Genomic DNA, 16,066 nt, shown 5'->3' on the forward strand with positions numbered 1-16,066 from the left:
TGCTGCTCAGTCAGACTGGCGACTGGCAACGTTGATTGAAGGCGATCTCGAAATACTCTCTCGCCTGCCCGCTCTCTTCCGGCTCCAGGATGGCGGCCTGTCCGTCGACAACGTAGAAGCGAACGAACCCGGCGTAAGCGCCAAACGAGTTCTTGCTGTTGACGGTCCCGCACACGACCTCGCCAATCCGCCGGACGTCTTTGAACTGGGCAGATGACGGGTCTTTCAACTGAGCTTCGACGGCCTTTCGAGCCGAACCAGTGTCCCCGCAGGCGGCGAGAGCAACAGCGCCCGCCAGAATGAGAAATCGTTTCATGCATCAGCCTCCTGGTTCCGTGGAGGGTAGGGCTAGGCGTGCTGCGCCATCAAGGCGTCGTGCTCTTCGTCAGACAGACTGGTCACCTTTTCCTCAGCAGGACTGTTGGCCTTCGTCCAGGCTTGGATAGCGGCACCGAACTCCCAGAATGTCATGGCGTCGATTTCACGCGGCGAGAGGCCGAGGATGCCGCACCCTGTTCCGTAGACGTTTGCGAAGCGGATTTTGCTTCGGGGGAGGGGGTCTACTTCCGCTCCTCCCCCTTGGGCTCCCCCAAATCTTCGTCCTCCGCTCCAACGAGCCAGGCCAGAAGCACCGCTTGGGCAACAGGAAGGAATTGGTTCTTGGGTTCTGGATCGACCCATTTTTCGACGAGTGACTGAGCGTCTCTCTGGCTCAGGCCGCCGCCCACCAGGCCTTGGATGAGTGGCTCACGCAGGTCGTGATCGCGCCATGTCCCGTCAAGCAAGCGCATCCGAATGTGGTTTGGCCCCGCATCGCATGCGTCTTGCAGTCGACGGATGCACCCGATCGGGGAGAGGTCGAAAGACCGCCTCTCCCCAGCGAAGTCGAGACGAATCTCCGTCTTCAGGCCCATCAGGCGCCCCCGACGTTCGCGCCGAAGGTGGCGGTCACTTCGCCGTCGGAGGCGAGCGTCATGGTCGAGCCGACCTTCTCGCCTTCGTTGCCGGTCAGGTCATACTGGGTCAGGTGGAACGCGCCTTCCCAGGTGATCTCATTGGCCGGCGTCGGGTCGGTCAGCACGACTTGGCAGTTGCGCGGATCCGGCGACTTCCACCAATCCCACAGCGTCTTGTTGTCCTCCTTGTTGTTCTTGCCGCCGCCGGTGACGTCGACCGACAGAGAGGACTTTTCGCGAGACAGGAAGGCGATGGCCTCCGGGTCGAGGCAGTTGGGGACGGTCTCGTCGTTAGTCTGCGCGTTGAAGGTGATGCCGCGCTCGGCGTTGATGGTGCAGAGCGGGGTGAAGACTTCGGGGGTTGCGCCGTCACCGACCTTAACCACGAGGCGAACCCCGCGCGTGCCTTTGAACGCCATGATGGCCTCCTGGTATGAAAAAGCCGCCCTGAGGCGGCGGGGGTCTGCTAGGCCGAGGCCGTCGTCAGATAGGTGATGCTCAGGCTCCTGTGGGCCGTGAGCACGTCGGGGTCGCCGATCGGGCGGTCGCCCTCGAAGAGCCAGTCATCCATGACATGGCCGTCCAGCATGAGTTCGCGGACGAGGGCGCGGCGGGCGGCCCCGGAGATGGCTTCGGCGCGTTCGGCGCTGGCCTCGTGGGTGGCGTCGCGGGCGAAGATTTCGAGCGTCAGAACTGCTTCTGATCCGTCGGCGCATTCGGTGTCGTCGCCGATCACCTGCACCGCCATGTGGATATAGGGGAAGGTGGCCGGCAGGGGCGGCGCCAGCGCGTAGATGCGGACATTGCCGGGAGCGAATGCGGCGACGACGGCCGGGTCGTTCCGAAGCTGGTTTTCGGCGGCGGCGCGAATGGCGGTCGCGATGTTCACTTCGTCGCCTCCTTGATCGCCTTCTTGGCGGCCGCCCTCATGCGGTTGCGGTAGCGGCGGCGCTTCAGCCGATAGGCGGGATAGAAGAAGGGCCGAGGAGCGGCGCCGCCGTGGCCGTGCTCGACCCAGCCTGCATAGAAGGCTTCCCGGTTGCCAGCCGAGACCCGGCGGGCGATCCGTCCATCCTTGGACGCATCCTCCTGCTTGATCGAACTGACCAGGGCGCCGTCCTCGACCGGGACGAAGTTCTTGGCCGTCTCGACCATGTCGTTCGCGTTGATCTCGAGTTGGCGCTCGACCGCCTTCCGCACCTTGGCGGGCAGCGCCTTCATCATGCGGTCGACGCGGCGACGGTTCGAGAAGCCCGCCATCAGCCGGTCGCTCCGCCGGCCACACCCAGCAGGTTGATGAAGCCCATTTCGCGGGCGGGGGCGGCCGCCTGGATGTTGAACGTATCCCCGACCCTGACCCGGCGCCCCGCGATCACCCGAGCCCGCCAGGCCGCCGTGACCTGACGCGTCGTCGGGTTGTCGCGCACGATGATAGTTGCGGGCTGGCGGCCCTCCAGACGGCTCGCGATGGCTGTTTCTGAACCCCGCTGGTAGTCGACGGCCGCCCGGCAGCGGAAGGCTTCGGCGAACTCGCCAATAGAGTCGCCGTTGCTGTCCAGACCGCGCTTGTCGAAGGCCACCAGGGCGTTCAGATCGACCATCAGGCGTCAGCCTGGAGACGAGGCGGGGCCTTGATCTCGGTGGCCACGCCGCGGCGGACCATCAGCGCGCCCCATTCGCGCTTCACCGTATACTCCTCGCCGCCGATGTACTTGACCGTGATCCGGCCAGCGTTCTTGGGCTGGAAGTTGTGGGTTTCCTTCATCAGGATCCGCATGTCGTTCTCCTTCCGGGTCAGGCGACGACGGGCTTTCGGTCACGCCGCAGCAGGCTCTTCACCGCCGGGGTGAGGATTTCGCCGTCGTCGTCGCGATTGGCATACAGGCGGGCGGACGTGATGATGATGGCCGACTTGATGCGAGGCGGAACCGTCTGGCCCGTCCAGGCATCGTCCGTCTTGTCGACGTACCTCAGCACGTGGTCCTGCGCTTCGACCAGGATCAGGGTCAGCGCCGCGTCGTCATGGTCGAAGTCGAAGCCCAGCCGGGTCTTCAGCTCGGGGAGCGTGACGAGCTCTACCATTTCGCGCCGTCCATCCCGAGCTGGGTCAGGTCACGGCCGGCCGGGCCCGCCTTGCCCTCTGGTCCGCGCGCGCCGTCCTTGCCGTCCTTGCCGTCGCGGCCCTTCTTGACCGCCAGAACCCAGCCCTTCGAGCCATCGCCGGGCTTGTCCGCTCCGGCTGCGACACACGACCAGACCGAGCCGCCCCAGGTCACCATGTCGCCTATCGCGTAGCTCTCGCCGTCCCTGAAGACGCCGCGGTAGATGGCCACCGGCAGTTCCAGTTCGCGGGTGACGCGCAGGTCGCCCCGTTCGAAGTGAAGCTCGATCGTGCGGCCGTCGTCGCCCTGGCTGACGCCGAAATCGTCGAGGTCGAACCCTGCTGGTCCCTGCTCCCCATCGGCGCCGTCCCGGCCATCCGTGCCGTCGCGGCCGACGACGACGCCGATCTCCTTCGTGTCGCCGTTGCTGAAGGTCAGTACGAGGCTCCCGCTGCGATCAATCAGGGCGCCGGTCAGGCCGACGCCGTCTGCCCCATCGCGGCCGTCCTTTCCGTTCTCAGGCTTGGGCAGGGCGGCCACAGCCTTGGCGACCGCTTCGTCCACCATTCGCTGCATCTCAGCCGGATCAGCATCTTTGCCGTCCCGCGCCGGGGCAGCCTCCTCAAGCGCCTTCAGGCGCAGCACTAGGGGCGCGATCGCGCTGTCCACGAAGCCGCGCACCTGGGTGACGATTGCTTCGCCAAAGGCCTTCCCGTCGAACATCAGGCAAACCCCTTGGTGATGGCTTCGAGCGCGGCCTTGGCTTGGGCCTCGGCCCCGGCCTCGTCGTCGGTGTTGTCGTTGGCTGGCTCGGGGGCGGGAGGAGCGGCGCCTTTGGCGAACGGATCTTCGCGGGCGTCGCGCTTCGCCAGAGCGGCGAGGCTGTGGTCCTGCTCCTGCAGGTAGACCGTATCCCCGCCATCCACCGGCTTGAGGCCAAGCCGCTTGCGCTGCTCGTTCACGGTCATCTTGCCCTTGGACTTGTCGAGCACTTCCATCTGAGACTTGCTGTCGAGGCGCAGCAGGTCGTCCAGGTCGAACTCGGTGCCGAGGCCCTCGGGCATGGCCAGACCTTCGTCCAGCAGAAGCTCGATGTGCTCGAAGTGCGTCTGCAGGCACTGGGCGTAATACTGGGTGTCCATCGCTTCGACGTTGTCGTGCGAAGGCGGCGTGCCGACCCCCACCTTGTAGGAGGGCACGCCAAAGACCGAACAGACCGTCTCCGAGGACCACTTCAGCTGTTCGATCAGCTGGGAGTCATGCGCCGTGATCTGGATTTCCTGGTACTTCAGCCCATCGGCGAGCACCGCGACGTTCCCGGCGTTCTTCCCGGAGAACATGGTCTTCCAGTCGGCCTTGATCTGCTGGGCGTCAGCGGCGTCGATATCACTGTCCGACGTGAGGACGCCGCCGGGCTTGGCGCCATTGGCGAAGAAGGTCGCGCTCTCTTCCTGGATGCGGCGGCCCTGCACGGCGGCGAGCCCGGCGGCGTAGATCGGAGAGACCCCGACGAGTGGGTGATAGAGTGGGTTCATCCGGTCGTGGATGATCTCGCGGCCGGGGACGATCACCTCGTCGGGCAACCCGACCAGTTCATCGGTCTTCAGCCGATAGAACAGGTTTCCGGCTTTCGAGATGAGGGGCTCTACCCGGTCGGGGTCGAGCACGTGAAGGCGCGTCACGACCCCTCGGCCATCACGCTGCTTCAGGACATAGGTGTTGCCCCTGATCAGCTTCGAGATCATCCAGCATTCGAAGAACTGGATGCGCGTCTGGTAGAGGTTCGGCTTCCGCAGAACGGGCGAGTAGGCCGGGCTGGCAGTCTCCGACCAGATGCCATCCGCATCGCGCTGAACGAGCTTCACCCGCAGCTTCGCGACGTCCGACGCGATCAGGCTGATACAGCGATAGACGGTTGGGAAGGCCAGCACGTCTGCGGTCTGGACCTCGACGTTCTGCTGCCAGGCGCCCGCGAAGCTCTCCAGGATCGTGCGTCGCCCAGAGCGAGCCGCCACGGATTGAAGCGGGCCGGAGCGCTGCACGAGCGCGTTCTGGACCGTTCGCAGGATGCCGAGATCACGCATTCGATTTCAGCCCCTTGCGCAGGATCGCCGCCGCAGCGGCGCAGAAGGCGGCGGCCGCGATCAGCGCCCATCCATACCCGAACAGAACCGCCACGCCGGCGACGCCGAGCACGGCCGACAGGAGCGCCAGGATCAGGACGAGATAGACGGACGCCAAGGTCAGCGGGCCTTCGGCTTGGCGGGCGAGCGGCCCGGCTTAGTCTTCGGTGCAGGCGCCTTCGGCTTGGCGGGCGGCTGTTCGGCCGCATCGACGAACTTGGCCTTGCCGATGGCGACCAGCAGTCGGGCGTCCCGGCGAGACGCTTGGAACACGTCATCGGCGACGAGCCGGCGCGTGGCGTAGGTCATCGCTTTGCTGGCGATCAGATCGACTTTCTCGACCATGGGCGATCTCCTGTGAAAAGGAAGAGGCCCGCCGAAATCTCAGCGGGCCTCTTCGGTCGATCAGCCGGCAGCGCCGTAGTTGGCGCTGTCGATGTACTGGACGGCGCCGGGGCGGCGCTTGGACCAGTTGATGAACCGCTCGGCGCGGATGCCGACCAGGTTGTTCTGCCAGAGGCTGACCAACTCTTGCGGGCCGTCGGCCGGCGCGCTGTCCATCTGCAGCGAGGCTTCTCGGCTCACATCCAGCAACGTCTGGCCGTCGTCCGCCAGTAGGATTTCCGAGGCCTTGGCCAGGATAATCCGGCTGCCCGCTCCGGTCAGCGGCTCGCCGGAACCCGGGTTCGCCGGGATGTTCTGCGACGCGACCACCTGAAGGCCCTCCAGCACGCCGCCCTGAGCGGAAATTTCCGGAAACTCCTTCTGGCCCAGCGGATTGCGCAGGCCCGAGATGGCCAGAGCCGAAGTCTCAGGCATCAGCCACACGGCGCCCGCGATCGACAGGTTTGCGGCGACGAACTTGGCGTACAGCTTCTGGATGTCGGCGCGCAGAGCGTCCGCATCCGTGCCGCTGGCGACGACCGGGGTGACCCCGTTGGTGATCGACGCGGGAGAAACATCGGCCGCAGCGGCCTTCGCCGGGTCAACGAAGTCCTTGTCGAGGAACTGGGCCATCTGATCGATCAGGTCCTGACGAACCAGAGCCTCGGCTGCAGGGTTCGAGGCCCGCAGCAGTTCGTCGGTGATGACGACGATGCCGGCCGCCTTGGTCATGCCCAAGGTGATCTGATCGAAGGACAGAGCACCGACCGGCTTCGCCTTGCCCTGACCCACCCAGTTGACGGTGGAGCCCGTCAGCTGGCGAGGGATCTTGATGTTGAAAGGCACGCGGCGCAGGCCCTCGATCCGCCCAATGATCGTCGCGGGGCGCAAGAGCTCCGCGAATTCCGAGACCATGTTCTGATACTCGACGAGAGGAGCCGCCCAATCGGGGTCAGTGGTCGTGCCCGCGGCGACCGCAGCGCGGAGAACAGCTTCGACCTCGGGAGTGTCCTTCCAGTTCTTCGCGATCTCAAGCGCTTCCATGCGGTTGCCGTTGGCGCGGCCCAGAGCGATGGCGAAGCGGGTGAAAGCCGTACCCTTCGGAAGGTTGGGCGTCTTCACTTCCACGCGACTCGGTGCGCGGGCGTCGGAGCCGGTCTTGGGATCGGTCACCTTGCCCAAGGGCTTGGCCGTGGCGGCGTCAGAAGCTTCGAGATCCCGCAGGTCTTTCAACTCGGCGTCGATCGACTTGATCTCTTCGCGGAGCGTGTCGAACTCCTCGCGCTCGGTCTGGTTCTTGGTGCGGCCTTCGTCTGCCGCAGCCTTCTGAATCTCGGTCATGCGACCGGACTTGGTCTCGCGAGCCTTCTCGAAGGCCTTGATCTGTTCAGCGATATCCATCGTGCCCTCCTTGGGCGCTTTCGGTTTGAGAGAGACGACCGGGCGGGCCGTCTTGGAGTTGCCCGAAGCGCCGGGCGGGGTCCGATCCACGTCTTCGTCTTCCGGTCGGCCAGACGCGGCCCGGAAAGCGCTGTCGATGGAGCGAATGGTGGTGATCGTGCAGTCGGCATTGGCCGGGACCGTCACGAGCGAGAGTTCGAGAATCTCGGTCTCGGTGAAGCGGACGCCGCCACCCTCCATCAGGGCGTATTCCAGAGCGCGGAAGCCGATGGAGACGGCGCGGACCAGCTTGGCCTTCACGGACTGCCAGGCCAGATCGAGGCGGGCCTTCAGCTCGCCTTCCTCTTCGACCTGGGAGATTGTGGCCTTGAAGGGGATGCCCTTGGCGGTCGGCTTGCCGAACCGGACGTGGCCGACGGGCGAGTGATGGTCGTGCTGCCAGAGCAGAGGAAGCTCCGCGGCGAACTTGGCGCCGAGCGGCTCGACGACGTCGCCCATCCGGTCGGTCGACGGGGTGGTGGCGATGCCCTCGATCTCGCGCGCGTCTTCGCTGACGGCCCTGATCTCAAGGACGCTATAGGCGCGGTTCATTCCGGCCTCCTTCAGAGGATATGGATTCGAGGCTTTCGCTTGCGGGGGGCGGTGGGGTTGCGACTCATCAGCATGGCCGCGTTGAAGACGGCGACGAGCGGGTCGATCTTGGCCTTGCCGGCCGCTTGCTTGGTGATCAGCTGGGCGTTCCCGCGCTGTTCAGTCCTAGCGTTGCCGACGCACCATTCCATCATGGCCGACTTCGCCGGGCGCATCGTCTTCTTGTAGAGCTTCGTCTCAAGGCCCCATGTTGCCGGGGACAGTGCCGATCCTTGGCGAACCGCGACTAGCTCGTCTCCTGCGATCTCGACCAGAGCCAGCTCTTCCACGAGGTCCGCGACGCACCAAGGGTCGAGGCCTACGCCGTGCTGCTCGGGCAGGAGGCCCGCGTCCTTGACCTGTTTGATCAGCGCCGCGACCTGGCGGGCGGGCTCCTCGGGGTCGTCACAGACGATCAGGTCGCCGTCCTTCTGGAAGTCACGAAGCCGCTCGGCGATGTCCTTTCGAAGACCGAGAACGCGAGTGTGAGCCCAGGCGCGGCTCCATGACAGCCAGTTGCGGGTGCCTTTCTCTCGCCCGATCAAGCCAAGCCCGAGCAGGTCGTCCAGGCCGCCGCCGTCGATGCCGGCCACGACGACTTCGCAGCGTTCCAGCAGCTCTTCCAGACTGCGAACTTCGCTCGCCCCGGCCCAATAGTCGGCGCCGGCCCATCTATCCGCGTGAAGCGCGATCCCGATCTCGATGTTCAAGTGCTGGGACGCCCAGCGCTGCTCCTCCTCGGCGCCCTTCTCCATCGCCGCGCCATAGTCGGCGACGAGGCGAGGCAGCGTGATCGACCTGCCGATGTTCGGGGTGACCATCGGCCAGTTGCTTGGGTCACGCCAAGGCTTGGCCTGGTCAGCCTGCATTGCTCGAGGGAACTCGTACAGGATGGGGAGCATCCGCGAATCGGTGATCTCCCCGTCACGGGTGCGTCGGGCGTAGTTCAGCTCCGATTTGAAGGGCCCGGCCGGCGGCTTGTCCGACTGCGTGGTGATGATGATCAGCACCGCTTCGGGGTTCGCCAGAAGACCGCCGCGGATCTGGCCGATGATGTTGGACGCATTGTTCATCGCGCCCATCAGGTGCAACTCGTCCAGCAAGACGAAGACGGGCTTGGAACCGGTGACGACCTTGCCGTCGAACGTCTTGATCTTCAGCTTCGCCTTGGTGCGCCGATCCGTGATCGACTTCTTGTGCTCCTGGATGTGAAAGCGCCGCTGAAGGAACCCGGCCTCGTCGGCCTCGATCATTCCCTTGGTCTGCTGGAAGGCCAGATCGGCCACTTCCTGCGTGGGCCCGACATAGATGAACTCGGCCGTGGGGCGCTCGTTCATCAGCAGGCCGGTCAGGGCGATTCCGGCGCCACCCGTCGTTTTCGAGTTCTTCTTCGGAACCAGGAGGAAAACCTCTGGCACCATCCGTTCGCCGTCGATCAGCGAGCCGAAGATCGCCCTGACGATGTCTCGCTGCCAGTCGCCGGCGGCAGTGGCGAAGGTCGGCTGATCCTTCACATCGGGCAGACGAAGCCGGTCGAAGATTGCAGCCGCTCGATCCGCTTCCGCCTTGTCCAGCGGTAGGTCGGGGACCAGAGACCGACCCTCGCGAAGACGCTGTTCCCAATCTGGCTGAGAGAAGTCCCAGCCCGGCCGGATCAGTGCTTCACCAGGTCCGCCCATCCAGTTCCCTCATGCGCGTCCTGGGCGGCCAGTTCAGCCTCGGCCTTCTTGCCCAACGCGGGTTCGGCCTTGGTCGACGGCGGGCGGCCCATCTTGTTCGGGGGAAGGGTGCCGGCCAGCTCCAGCAGCTTGTTCTGGGCGGGGACGCTTCCGCCCATCGCCGCCCGGTATCGGGCCATCAGAACTTCGGCCGTGACGATCGCGCCGCCCTGATCCAGTTCGGAAGAATAGTGCTTGCGGAGCGTGGGCTCCGAAATGCCGATCGCCTCGGCGATGGCGAGTTGCGACATCGCTCCGGCCTTGAGAACTCGGACTTTCAGCCGGGTCTCTTCCGTGGGCTCATGCTCCGGCCGGCCGCGCCGCTTTTCTTCGGTCATCGGCTGAACTCGCGACTTCTGGGAAAAAAATCTGCGCGTGAGGGGGGCGCGGGTCTCCGGCAAAAGGCCGTTTTGGCTTCGGACATGCCCCCCCGGGGGTCAGGCGAAAGGCCACGCGATGACGGCGATCCAGCCCAAGGCGACGGCGGCGACCAGCGATCCCCATACGAGGTTCTCGGCGATGGTATGGCGCTTGGCGGCGGCGGGACGAGGCTCGTCTGCGTTCCACTCCACGCCGGTGTGGCCGAGTCGGATACGGTTCGGGGGAGCGACGGGCTTATCCATCAGTTCAACTCGATACGGATGCGGCTGACGTACCACTGACCGAACGCCTCGGCGTCTTTGTCGGTGATGTCCTTGCCAGTGAGGATGGCGCGCAGGCTGGCGAGGCGGATCAGCAGCCACGCAGTAGGCGGAAGCCAGAACGGGACGACGACGCGGGCGGTCAGGGTGACGTCCATGCTTGGCTCCTCAGTCCCAGTCGCCTCGGGTGTGCAGGCTTCCCTGCTCCTCGGCCTGGATGATCGTGTCGTGGACCTGCTTGGTCACGGTCTCGAGGTTGGTCTCGTCCCAGAACAGAGTGGGGTCGCCTCGGTGCGGGATCCTGTGGTTCACGACCGGGCTGTTCGGCTCGGGGGAGACGCCTGAACAAACGACGCCGGAGCGCTGGCAGACGTAGCCGTCACGCTCCAGCACCTTGAGCCGCAGTTCGGACCAGCGCTTGGTCGAGTACCAGGGCCGCCAAGGCGCTGCGCTTCGGTCTCTCTTGGCTCCTCGGGATAGGGCGCCGACGCGCGGGCCGAGGGAGCCGAAGCGGGGCGGGAGGGACGTCAGACGCGGCGCCATGCGCGGGTGTCTCCTTGACTCCGACCGAGGTTATGCAATCCTTAACTGTCGGTCCCGAATGGAGCGGTTGAGCTGGTACCTCGGCGCCAACCGGACGGAGACGCCGGCACCCGTGTCCGTTCCAACAAACTCACACCGCCGAGGGCGTTCTGGTGAGGGGAACGGAGTACCAACGGGGCTGCAGAAGTCGAATGCATGCGACGGAAGCAGGCCGATGATAGCCTTAGAACGGCGGCTTATCCGTTCAGAAAGGCGGCCAAACCTTTTACCCACACGGGTCGAGGGCCTGAGACTCGATGGAACTAGGCCAATGCGGTCCAATCTGTCGATTAAGGTGAGCATCAGGATCAACGTGGCAGCCATCCTTTTGGGGATCGGTCTGCTGTTGGGGGTTCTGAACTAACCGGGGGCGGTACCGATTCGTTCGGGCCGCCCTTTCCGTTTCGCCCTTCGATCCAGCCATTGCCGTAGCGCCGTACATGGTCGGGAGCGGAAACGAAAAAGGCCCCGCCGCGAGGGAGGAGCCTTCTTGTGGGCGAAACGCCCGATTTGCCTGATGTCCCCCAAGTGAAGCCCCGCTGTCAAGGGGGCATTGGATGGCGTCAGTCGATGTCGTGGACAATGGCGCAGGCGTCCAGGGCGAAAGTCAGGTCGTCCTTCATGCGGGCGCGGGCCCGGCTGCCGGTCGCCAGCTCGTTGATCAGAAAGCCCTGGCCGGCGATCAGGTTAAGCGCTGCGATCGAGCGCATCGACGGATGATCACGCGGCAGGAGGGGGAGCATGCCCTTATCGCCTGGGGCACCATCGACGCCGCAGATCATTCGGTAGATGCAGTGCAGGCGGTCGATGGCCTCGGTCCGCTTGTCGTCCCAGTTGTCGCCGCCGTGCGGGACGTTTTCCTTGGCCGGGTCCAGCTGGGGCGGAGTCAGCTGGCGCTCAGGGTTCAGCTTCTCGTAGTCGGTGCGGAAGCGCTGGCCGGCGGTGTGCTGCTGCTTCGTGATCGAGCTCCGCGCGAACAAATGGGCCAGGCCGTCCTTGGTGACCATGGCGATGCCGACGGCGCCCTCGATGTCGGACTTGCCTACGGCCATGCCGCGCAGCGCTTCCAACTCGTGACGCTCTTTCAGGCCGCGTTCGACAACCTTGTCCTCTATGCGGGCGCGGACCTCGTGTTCCAGTTGGAGCAGAACGCTCTCGGCGGCGCGGCGCTTGGTCAGATCGCGCGAGCCGAGGTTCGCCACGGCGTCATGATAGCGCAGCGCCTGGTTCTCTGTGAGCCAGACGCCGTTGATCTTCACCCGCTCGAGGTTGTCGTTCGCGTGGTTGTCGTTCGCCTCGACCGGACGGCGCCATGAGCCGGGCGCCGATGGCTTGGCGTATCGCTGGCGCTTCTTTCGACGGTCGGCTTTGCTCACGTAATCCAGCCTCTACGGTCCAGGTGGTCTCGGTTCATGATGGGCCGGGCGTCATCCCCGACCCGGTACGGCTTAGACAGCAGCCCGTAGGTCAGGCCAACGATCCGCTCGATCTGCCGGTCGGTCCTTCCCGCCTTGCGGAGCCGGTCGACCTCGGCGGCCTGGTGCTGGGTGATGCGAGGGAGGGTCATCGCCATTCCGCCGTGCTGCGGTGGAAGGTCAGGCTCGCCGGCGTCCGCGGCGCTCGGTCCGCGTTCGAACGGTCTTCCTTCAGCAGGGGCACGGTCGCGATCCAGTCTCGGACCTTCTTCGCCCAGGCCATGAGCTCGGCGTACTGGTCGATCTGCTTCACGGCGAATGACAGGCTGGCGTGCGTCTCCTTCGCCTTGGTCAGCACCTCGGCGACTGTCGGGGCAAAGGTCGAGGTCGAGTAGACTTCGTTGCACGTCTTCGCGACCGCAGCTGGCGGCAGGCCGGTGTGGTCGAGAGCCTCGATTAGCGCTTCGAGATAGGTCTCCGGGCTGTGCGGCCGCACGTTCGGGAACGCCGCGACCATGGTGGCGACGATCAGGCGGTTCGCCGCCGCGGAAGCCTGTCCATTGGCTGCCGCGTCGAGGTCCGTGCGGAGGCTCTCCAGGCCGAACGGATCGGGCTGGCCCCGCATGGCCGCGTCGAAGCGAGCGAGTTCGGCTTGCCGATCTTCTTCCGTGGCTGGGTGAGACGGCTGCGGGACTTGGGGCGTCAGGAAAGCCGGTCGTTCAGCCAACTGACCTCGGCCGGCCGCGCCATGGGCGACGGCTTTCTCCCAAGCATCAAACGGCGCCAGGAACTGGCTGCGGATGCGGGCGAGGGTTTTCCGCACCGTGTCGGCCTTGGCGGCGGACGGGTTATTGGGCCGCTGCACCGGCGCCCGGCCGTGGTCGTAGTTCGTGACGTCGTTCATGCTGCGTCATCCCTGTCGAAGTCCATTCCGTCGATCGCTTGCTGCATCGGGTCCCAGGTGTCTCGGGTGCCTCGATGATCGCGGTATCCGCTCGGCGGAGGCTCGGCGATCTCGTCTTCCCAGCGCCGGTCGTTCAGCCAGCCCTGGGCCATCTTCGTCAGCTTCGGGTCCTGGCCCTGCCGGACGGCAGCGTAGAGCTGGGCGCCAAGCCAAATCTGGTTCGGCTGAACGCCAGAGCGGATTGCTGCCACGTAGGCCGTCAGGGCGGGCTGCTTGCCCTCCCTCCGCGGGTAGACGGACCAGAACGCGTCGAAGTTCTCTCGCTCGGCGGCGGTGGGTTCGGCCTTGGCCTTTCCACGCTTCACGGGACGAGGATCACAGATCAGGGCGAATGGCTGATCGTTGTCATTCTCGGCGCGAGGCTCGCGCGCCCTAACAGGTTCTCTTACCGGTTCAGTTCTAACCGGTTCAAACGTAGTGAGCCCCGACAGGGTGTCGGGTTGGTCTGGACAGGGTGTCGGGTTGGTCTGGACAGGGTGTCGGGTTGGTTCAGGCCTATCCGACACGGTGTCGGCTTGTTCGCGAGGCTCAGGATTGGCCGCCAGCTTAAGCTCCAGAAGGTCGGAAGTTCGGGATCCATCCTTGCGCCGGCGGGGCGTTCTCTCGAGCCATCCGCGCTCTTCGAATGCCTGGAGAGCCCTCTCGACAGACTTGACCGAACAGCATGCTTGGCGCGCGATCGTGTCCTGTCCTGGATAGCATGTCCCATCGGCGCCCACGTAGCTGGCGAGCACCATCAGGATCGCCTTCTCGGTGGCGGTCGCGCACGACTGTTCGAGGGCCCAGTGGGATGCCTGATGGCTCATCCACGTCCCTCCTGCCATTGCGCCGCCGTTCGGTCGGGAATGGCCTGATCCCCCGCGACCGTCTTGACGACGATGTATGGCACGGCTTCGCGGATGGCCTTCTCTTCCGCCTCGGTGCGCTCAACGGGGACAGGGCAGCCGCAGGTCGGACAGTTCATCGCTGATCCTCCCCTTTGACGCGCAGCATGGCCGCGACGACGGCGTCGACGTTTTCCGGCCGAATGACGACGACCTGGTCCTCTTCGTAGACGCCGCCCGCCTCCATCTTCACGACGATGCCGCCGGACGAGTTCTGGTAGACCTCGATCTCGTGCTGGGCAGGGATGACCACGTCGCTGGTCGGGGCGTGGGACGACGTGACGGGCGCCGGGTCAGGTGTGGCCGTCATGGCCATACCTTCAGCAGCTTCGATGCCGATCATTTCGCCTTGCCCGGCGAGCAGCCATTCCCATCGGACACCAAAGGTCCGGGCGATCTCTATGGCGGTTTCGACATTGAGACCGTTCTGGCCGTTCTCCCACGCCCGATAGGTACTCAGTCCTACGCCTAGAGCTCGAGCCGCTTCGGACTTGCTGGTGAACCCGGAGCGTGCGCGGGCAAGCCTCAATCGTTCGGTCAGGAACCCAGATACTGCGCTCATGCCGCCACTCGCAGCCGCTGGACGGCCTCCCGGCTCTGGCGGGCCTGTTCGAACAGCGCTTCAGCTTCGCGCTCCAACTCGGCCTGCTCCGCGGCGGTGACGACGCCGTCGGCGACTGCCCGGCGCACCTTCGACTGGAACGACGCCGCGACCTCGGTCGTCTCGGCTGCTTCCGTCATGGCGCAGTCGATATGGGCTGACGCGGGGCGAGCCTCGACCAGCGCCTTACCGATGACCGGCTCGCCGCAGTACTCTTCCAGGCAGACGATGATCCGCAGCGGGAGCGAGCACCCCGAGTTCAGCGTCTGGCACCGCGAGAGCTGCGCCACGGAGTAAGGCTGCCCCTTGGCACCGCACGCGCGCGAAGCTTCTTCAAGCCCGCCGCAGCGTTCGATCAGCTGGGCGGTCAACAAGACCTGCAGGCGGTCTGTCAGCATGGAAATGAGACCTTTGCTTTTCCGATGACCGTAGCGCCGGCGTCGCCGATGCTCTGATGGTCAGCAGGGAGGTTGAGATGTTGGACAGGGCGAACAGCGGGCCGGAGCCGTCCGCAGAAATCTTGCGGGCGATCCGCCATGGAGTTGCGGCGGGCGCCTGGCGCGTAGCTGGTCGGGCGAGCGGGCAAGCCGACTGTTTCAGCAGGGCTGACGGCCACAGCGTGAAGGTGCGGGCGAACCTGCATCAGGCGGCTGCCATATCGTTGCCGTCGTGACTGCCCCGGCTGATCCGCCGGCGCTCGGCGATGATCGCGAGAGCATCTGCGGTGACGCCAATGTAGCCGCGCTTCGCAGCGGCTCTCACGACAGAAGCAAACCGATCGGACGGGATCGAATCTCGCTGCCACCAAGAGAAGCCCGTCCTCTCGCCGACGCCTACGTCAGAAGCCATGGCAGCGACTGTGGGCCAGAGGCTGATGATGTCTCGGAAGTTCTGCATGACGAGAAACTATGCGTGTTGCATAGCTGCAGTCAATGCACATCGAATAATGATCTGCGCTATAGCAACGCAATGACGACTCCTGCCGAAAGGCTGAAAGCAGCGCGCATCAAGGCCGGCTTCCGCTCCGCTACTGCGGCTGCGCAGGCATTTGGCTGGACCGAGAGCACATATCTTGGCCACGAGAACGGATCTCGGGGGCTGCAAATTGATGCAGCCCAGCGGTACGGCCGAGCGTTCCGCGTTTCCTGGAGCCATTTGATGACCGGGGCGAGCGATGAAGGGGGCGAGGACTCTGTCGGCACGCCTGTGCTCGGCCATCTTGGCGTTCAGTTTGAAGCCGCGCTGTCGAGGTCAGAAGCACCCATTTTGCCGGTTGGAGCGGAAGGCTACAGCTTCGATGAACTCGCGGCCTATACCGTAGAGCCAGGCCCCCCTACGACCTATGTCATCGTGTGCACAACCAAGGGGCAACCGATCATGGTCGGGGACGAGATGCTGATCTCAGCCCCAGCCTCCAAAGGCCGGTCGCTGTCGACTTGGGTGATCTCGCAACGTGATGACGGCTCCGAATGGTACGTGCCTTTCAGAGGCGTTCATCGCGACGAGGAAACGATGTCCCACGCCGACTTCTTTGCGATCGAAGGTCTCGAACTGGTCGGCGTTGTGGTGGCCGTGTACGAGGACAAGCGCCGAAGAAAGTCGATCGACGCAAGCGGCCTGTGGCGATAACTATGCATTATGCGTTGACATGAGCTATGCATAACG

The 16,066-nt window shown here is 65.0% G+C and carries 26 protein-coding genes; 1 reads left to right on the forward strand and 25 read right to left on the reverse strand.

Features of this window, described 5'->3' with window-relative positions:
- Positions 1-10: 10 nt before the first annotated feature.
- The 25 genes from AC3IPP_RS00435 to AC3IPP_RS00555 all read right to left on the reverse strand — a co-directional run bounded on the left by AC3IPP_RS00435 (position 11) and on the right by AC3IPP_RS00555 (position 14,799).
- Positions 11-316 (reverse strand): hypothetical protein, encoded by a 306-nt coding sequence (locus tag AC3IPP_RS00435; protein ID WP_489149923.1) that lies wholly within the window; start codon positions 314-316, stop codon positions 11-13.
- 244 nt (positions 317-560) lie between these two features.
- Positions 561-914 carry a gene transfer agent family protein gene (locus AC3IPP_RS00440; RefSeq protein ID WP_489149924.1) on the reverse strand — a complete coding sequence of 118 codons (354 nt, stop codon included), beginning with the start codon at positions 912-914 and terminating at the stop codon, positions 561-563.
- The gene (locus tag AC3IPP_RS00445) at positions 914-1,375 is read right to left on the reverse strand and encodes a phage tail tube protein (protein WP_489149925.1); all 462 of its coding nucleotides are present in this window, start codon (positions 1,373-1,375) and stop codon (positions 914-916) included. The genes AC3IPP_RS00440 and AC3IPP_RS00445 overlap by 1 nt, the downstream gene beginning before the upstream one ends.
- A 47-nt stretch (positions 1,376-1,422) precedes the next feature.
- Positions 1,423-1,845, reverse strand: coding sequence for a DUF3168 domain-containing protein (locus tag AC3IPP_RS00450; RefSeq protein WP_489149926.1), 423 nt, complete (start codon positions 1,843-1,845; stop codon positions 1,423-1,425).
- Positions 1,842-2,216, reverse strand: a complete 375-nt coding sequence (locus AC3IPP_RS00455) for an HK97-gp10 family putative phage morphogenesis protein (RefSeq protein ID WP_489149927.1) — start codon at positions 2,214-2,216, stop codon at positions 1,842-1,844. The genes AC3IPP_RS00450 and AC3IPP_RS00455 overlap by 4 nt, the downstream gene beginning before the upstream one ends.
- Positions 2,216-2,557 (reverse strand): head-tail adaptor protein, encoded by a 342-nt coding sequence (locus tag AC3IPP_RS00460; protein WP_489149928.1) that lies wholly within the window; start codon positions 2,555-2,557, stop codon positions 2,216-2,218. Before AC3IPP_RS00460 ends, AC3IPP_RS00455 begins: the two co-directional genes overlap by 1 nt.
- Positions 2,557-2,733, reverse strand: coding sequence for a hypothetical protein (locus tag AC3IPP_RS00465; protein WP_489149929.1), 177 nt, complete (start codon positions 2,731-2,733; stop codon positions 2,557-2,559). Before AC3IPP_RS00465 ends, AC3IPP_RS00460 begins: the two co-directional genes overlap by 1 nt.
- Positions 2,734-2,750: 17 nt before the next feature.
- The gene (locus AC3IPP_RS00470) at positions 2,751-3,038 is read right to left on the reverse strand and encodes a head-tail connector protein (protein WP_489149930.1); all 288 of its coding nucleotides are present in this window, start codon (positions 3,036-3,038) and stop codon (positions 2,751-2,753) included.
- Complete coding sequence (locus tag AC3IPP_RS00475; RefSeq protein WP_489149931.1) at positions 3,032-3,781, reverse strand: collagen-like domain-containing protein; 750 nt, start codon at positions 3,779-3,781, stop codon at positions 3,032-3,034. The genes AC3IPP_RS00470 and AC3IPP_RS00475 overlap by 7 nt, the downstream gene beginning before the upstream one ends.
- Positions 3,781-5,142, reverse strand: a complete 1,362-nt coding sequence (locus AC3IPP_RS00480; RefSeq protein ID WP_489149932.1) for a phage portal protein — start codon at positions 5,140-5,142, stop codon at positions 3,781-3,783. Before AC3IPP_RS00480 ends, AC3IPP_RS00475 begins: the two co-directional genes overlap by 1 nt.
- Positions 5,135-5,299: a hypothetical protein gene (locus AC3IPP_RS00485; protein ID WP_489149933.1), complete on the reverse strand. Its 165-nt coding sequence runs from the start codon at positions 5,297-5,299 to the stop codon at positions 5,135-5,137. The genes AC3IPP_RS00480 and AC3IPP_RS00485 overlap by 8 nt, the downstream gene beginning before the upstream one ends.
- A 2-nt stretch (positions 5,300-5,301) precedes the next feature.
- A complete protein-coding gene (locus AC3IPP_RS00490) occupies positions 5,302-5,526 on the reverse strand; it encodes a hypothetical protein (protein WP_489149934.1) in 225 nt (74 codons plus the stop codon).
- A 60-nt stretch (positions 5,527-5,586) separates the two neighbouring features.
- Positions 5,587-7,557, reverse strand: coding sequence for a phage major capsid protein (locus AC3IPP_RS00495; RefSeq protein ID WP_489149935.1), 1,971 nt, complete (start codon positions 7,555-7,557; stop codon positions 5,587-5,589).
- An 11-nt stretch (positions 7,558-7,568) separates the two neighbouring features.
- Positions 7,569-9,110 carry a terminase large subunit gene (locus AC3IPP_RS00500; protein WP_489177425.1) on the reverse strand — a complete coding sequence of 514 codons (1,542 nt, stop codon included), beginning with the start codon at positions 9,108-9,110 and terminating at the stop codon, positions 7,569-7,571.
- Between the two features lie 140 nt (positions 9,111-9,250).
- Positions 9,251-9,652, reverse strand: a complete 402-nt coding sequence (locus AC3IPP_RS00505; RefSeq protein ID WP_489149937.1) for a hypothetical protein — start codon at positions 9,650-9,652, stop codon at positions 9,251-9,253.
- Positions 9,653-9,751: 99 nt separating this feature from the next.
- Positions 9,752-9,937 (reverse strand): hypothetical protein, encoded by a 186-nt coding sequence (locus AC3IPP_RS00510; protein ID WP_489149938.1) that lies wholly within the window; start codon positions 9,935-9,937, stop codon positions 9,752-9,754.
- The gene (locus AC3IPP_RS00515) at positions 9,937-10,113 is read right to left on the reverse strand and encodes a hypothetical protein (protein WP_489149939.1); all 177 of its coding nucleotides are present in this window, start codon (positions 10,111-10,113) and stop codon (positions 9,937-9,939) included. The genes AC3IPP_RS00510 and AC3IPP_RS00515 overlap by 1 nt, the downstream gene beginning before the upstream one ends.
- A gap of 10 nt (positions 10,114-10,123) precedes the next feature.
- Positions 10,124-10,498, reverse strand: a complete 375-nt coding sequence (locus AC3IPP_RS00520) for an HNH endonuclease (protein WP_489149940.1) — start codon at positions 10,496-10,498, stop codon at positions 10,124-10,126.
- 602 nt (positions 10,499-11,100) lie between these two features.
- Positions 11,101-11,913, reverse strand: a complete 813-nt coding sequence (locus AC3IPP_RS00525; protein WP_489149941.1) for a hypothetical protein — start codon at positions 11,911-11,913, stop codon at positions 11,101-11,103.
- Positions 11,910-12,104, reverse strand: coding sequence for a hypothetical protein (locus AC3IPP_RS00530; protein ID WP_489149942.1), 195 nt, complete (start codon positions 12,102-12,104; stop codon positions 11,910-11,912). Before AC3IPP_RS00530 ends, AC3IPP_RS00525 begins: the two co-directional genes overlap by 4 nt.
- The gene (locus AC3IPP_RS00535) at positions 12,101-12,856 is read right to left on the reverse strand and encodes a hypothetical protein (protein WP_489149943.1); all 756 of its coding nucleotides are present in this window, start codon (positions 12,854-12,856) and stop codon (positions 12,101-12,103) included. Before AC3IPP_RS00535 ends, AC3IPP_RS00530 begins: the two co-directional genes overlap by 4 nt.
- On the reverse strand, positions 12,853-13,722 hold the full coding sequence (locus AC3IPP_RS00540; RefSeq protein WP_489149944.1) for a helix-turn-helix domain-containing protein: 870 nt from the start codon (positions 13,720-13,722) through the stop codon (positions 12,853-12,855). The genes AC3IPP_RS00535 and AC3IPP_RS00540 overlap by 4 nt, the downstream gene beginning before the upstream one ends.
- Positions 13,719-13,880 (reverse strand): hypothetical protein, encoded by a 162-nt coding sequence (locus AC3IPP_RS00545; RefSeq protein ID WP_489149945.1) that lies wholly within the window; start codon positions 13,878-13,880, stop codon positions 13,719-13,721. The genes AC3IPP_RS00540 and AC3IPP_RS00545 overlap by 4 nt, the downstream gene beginning before the upstream one ends.
- Positions 13,877-14,362 carry a helix-turn-helix transcriptional regulator gene (locus AC3IPP_RS00550; protein WP_489149946.1) on the reverse strand — a complete coding sequence of 162 codons (486 nt, stop codon included), beginning with the start codon at positions 14,360-14,362 and terminating at the stop codon, positions 13,877-13,879. Before AC3IPP_RS00550 ends, AC3IPP_RS00545 begins: the two co-directional genes overlap by 4 nt.
- Positions 14,359-14,799, reverse strand: a complete 441-nt coding sequence (locus tag AC3IPP_RS00555; RefSeq protein ID WP_455690190.1) for a hypothetical protein — start codon at positions 14,797-14,799, stop codon at positions 14,359-14,361. Before AC3IPP_RS00555 ends, AC3IPP_RS00550 begins: the two co-directional genes overlap by 4 nt.
- A 571-nt stretch (positions 14,800-15,370) precedes the next feature.
- On the opposite strand from AC3IPP_RS00555, the gene AC3IPP_RS00560 reads away from it, so the two are divergent.
- Positions 15,371-16,030, forward strand: coding sequence for a helix-turn-helix domain-containing protein (locus tag AC3IPP_RS00560; protein ID WP_489177426.1), 660 nt, complete (start codon positions 15,371-15,373; stop codon positions 16,028-16,030).
- The last annotated feature ends 36 nt before the right edge of the window (positions 16,031-16,066 follow it).

The sequence above is a fragment of the Brevundimonas sp. KH_060 genome, assembly GCF_057838275.1.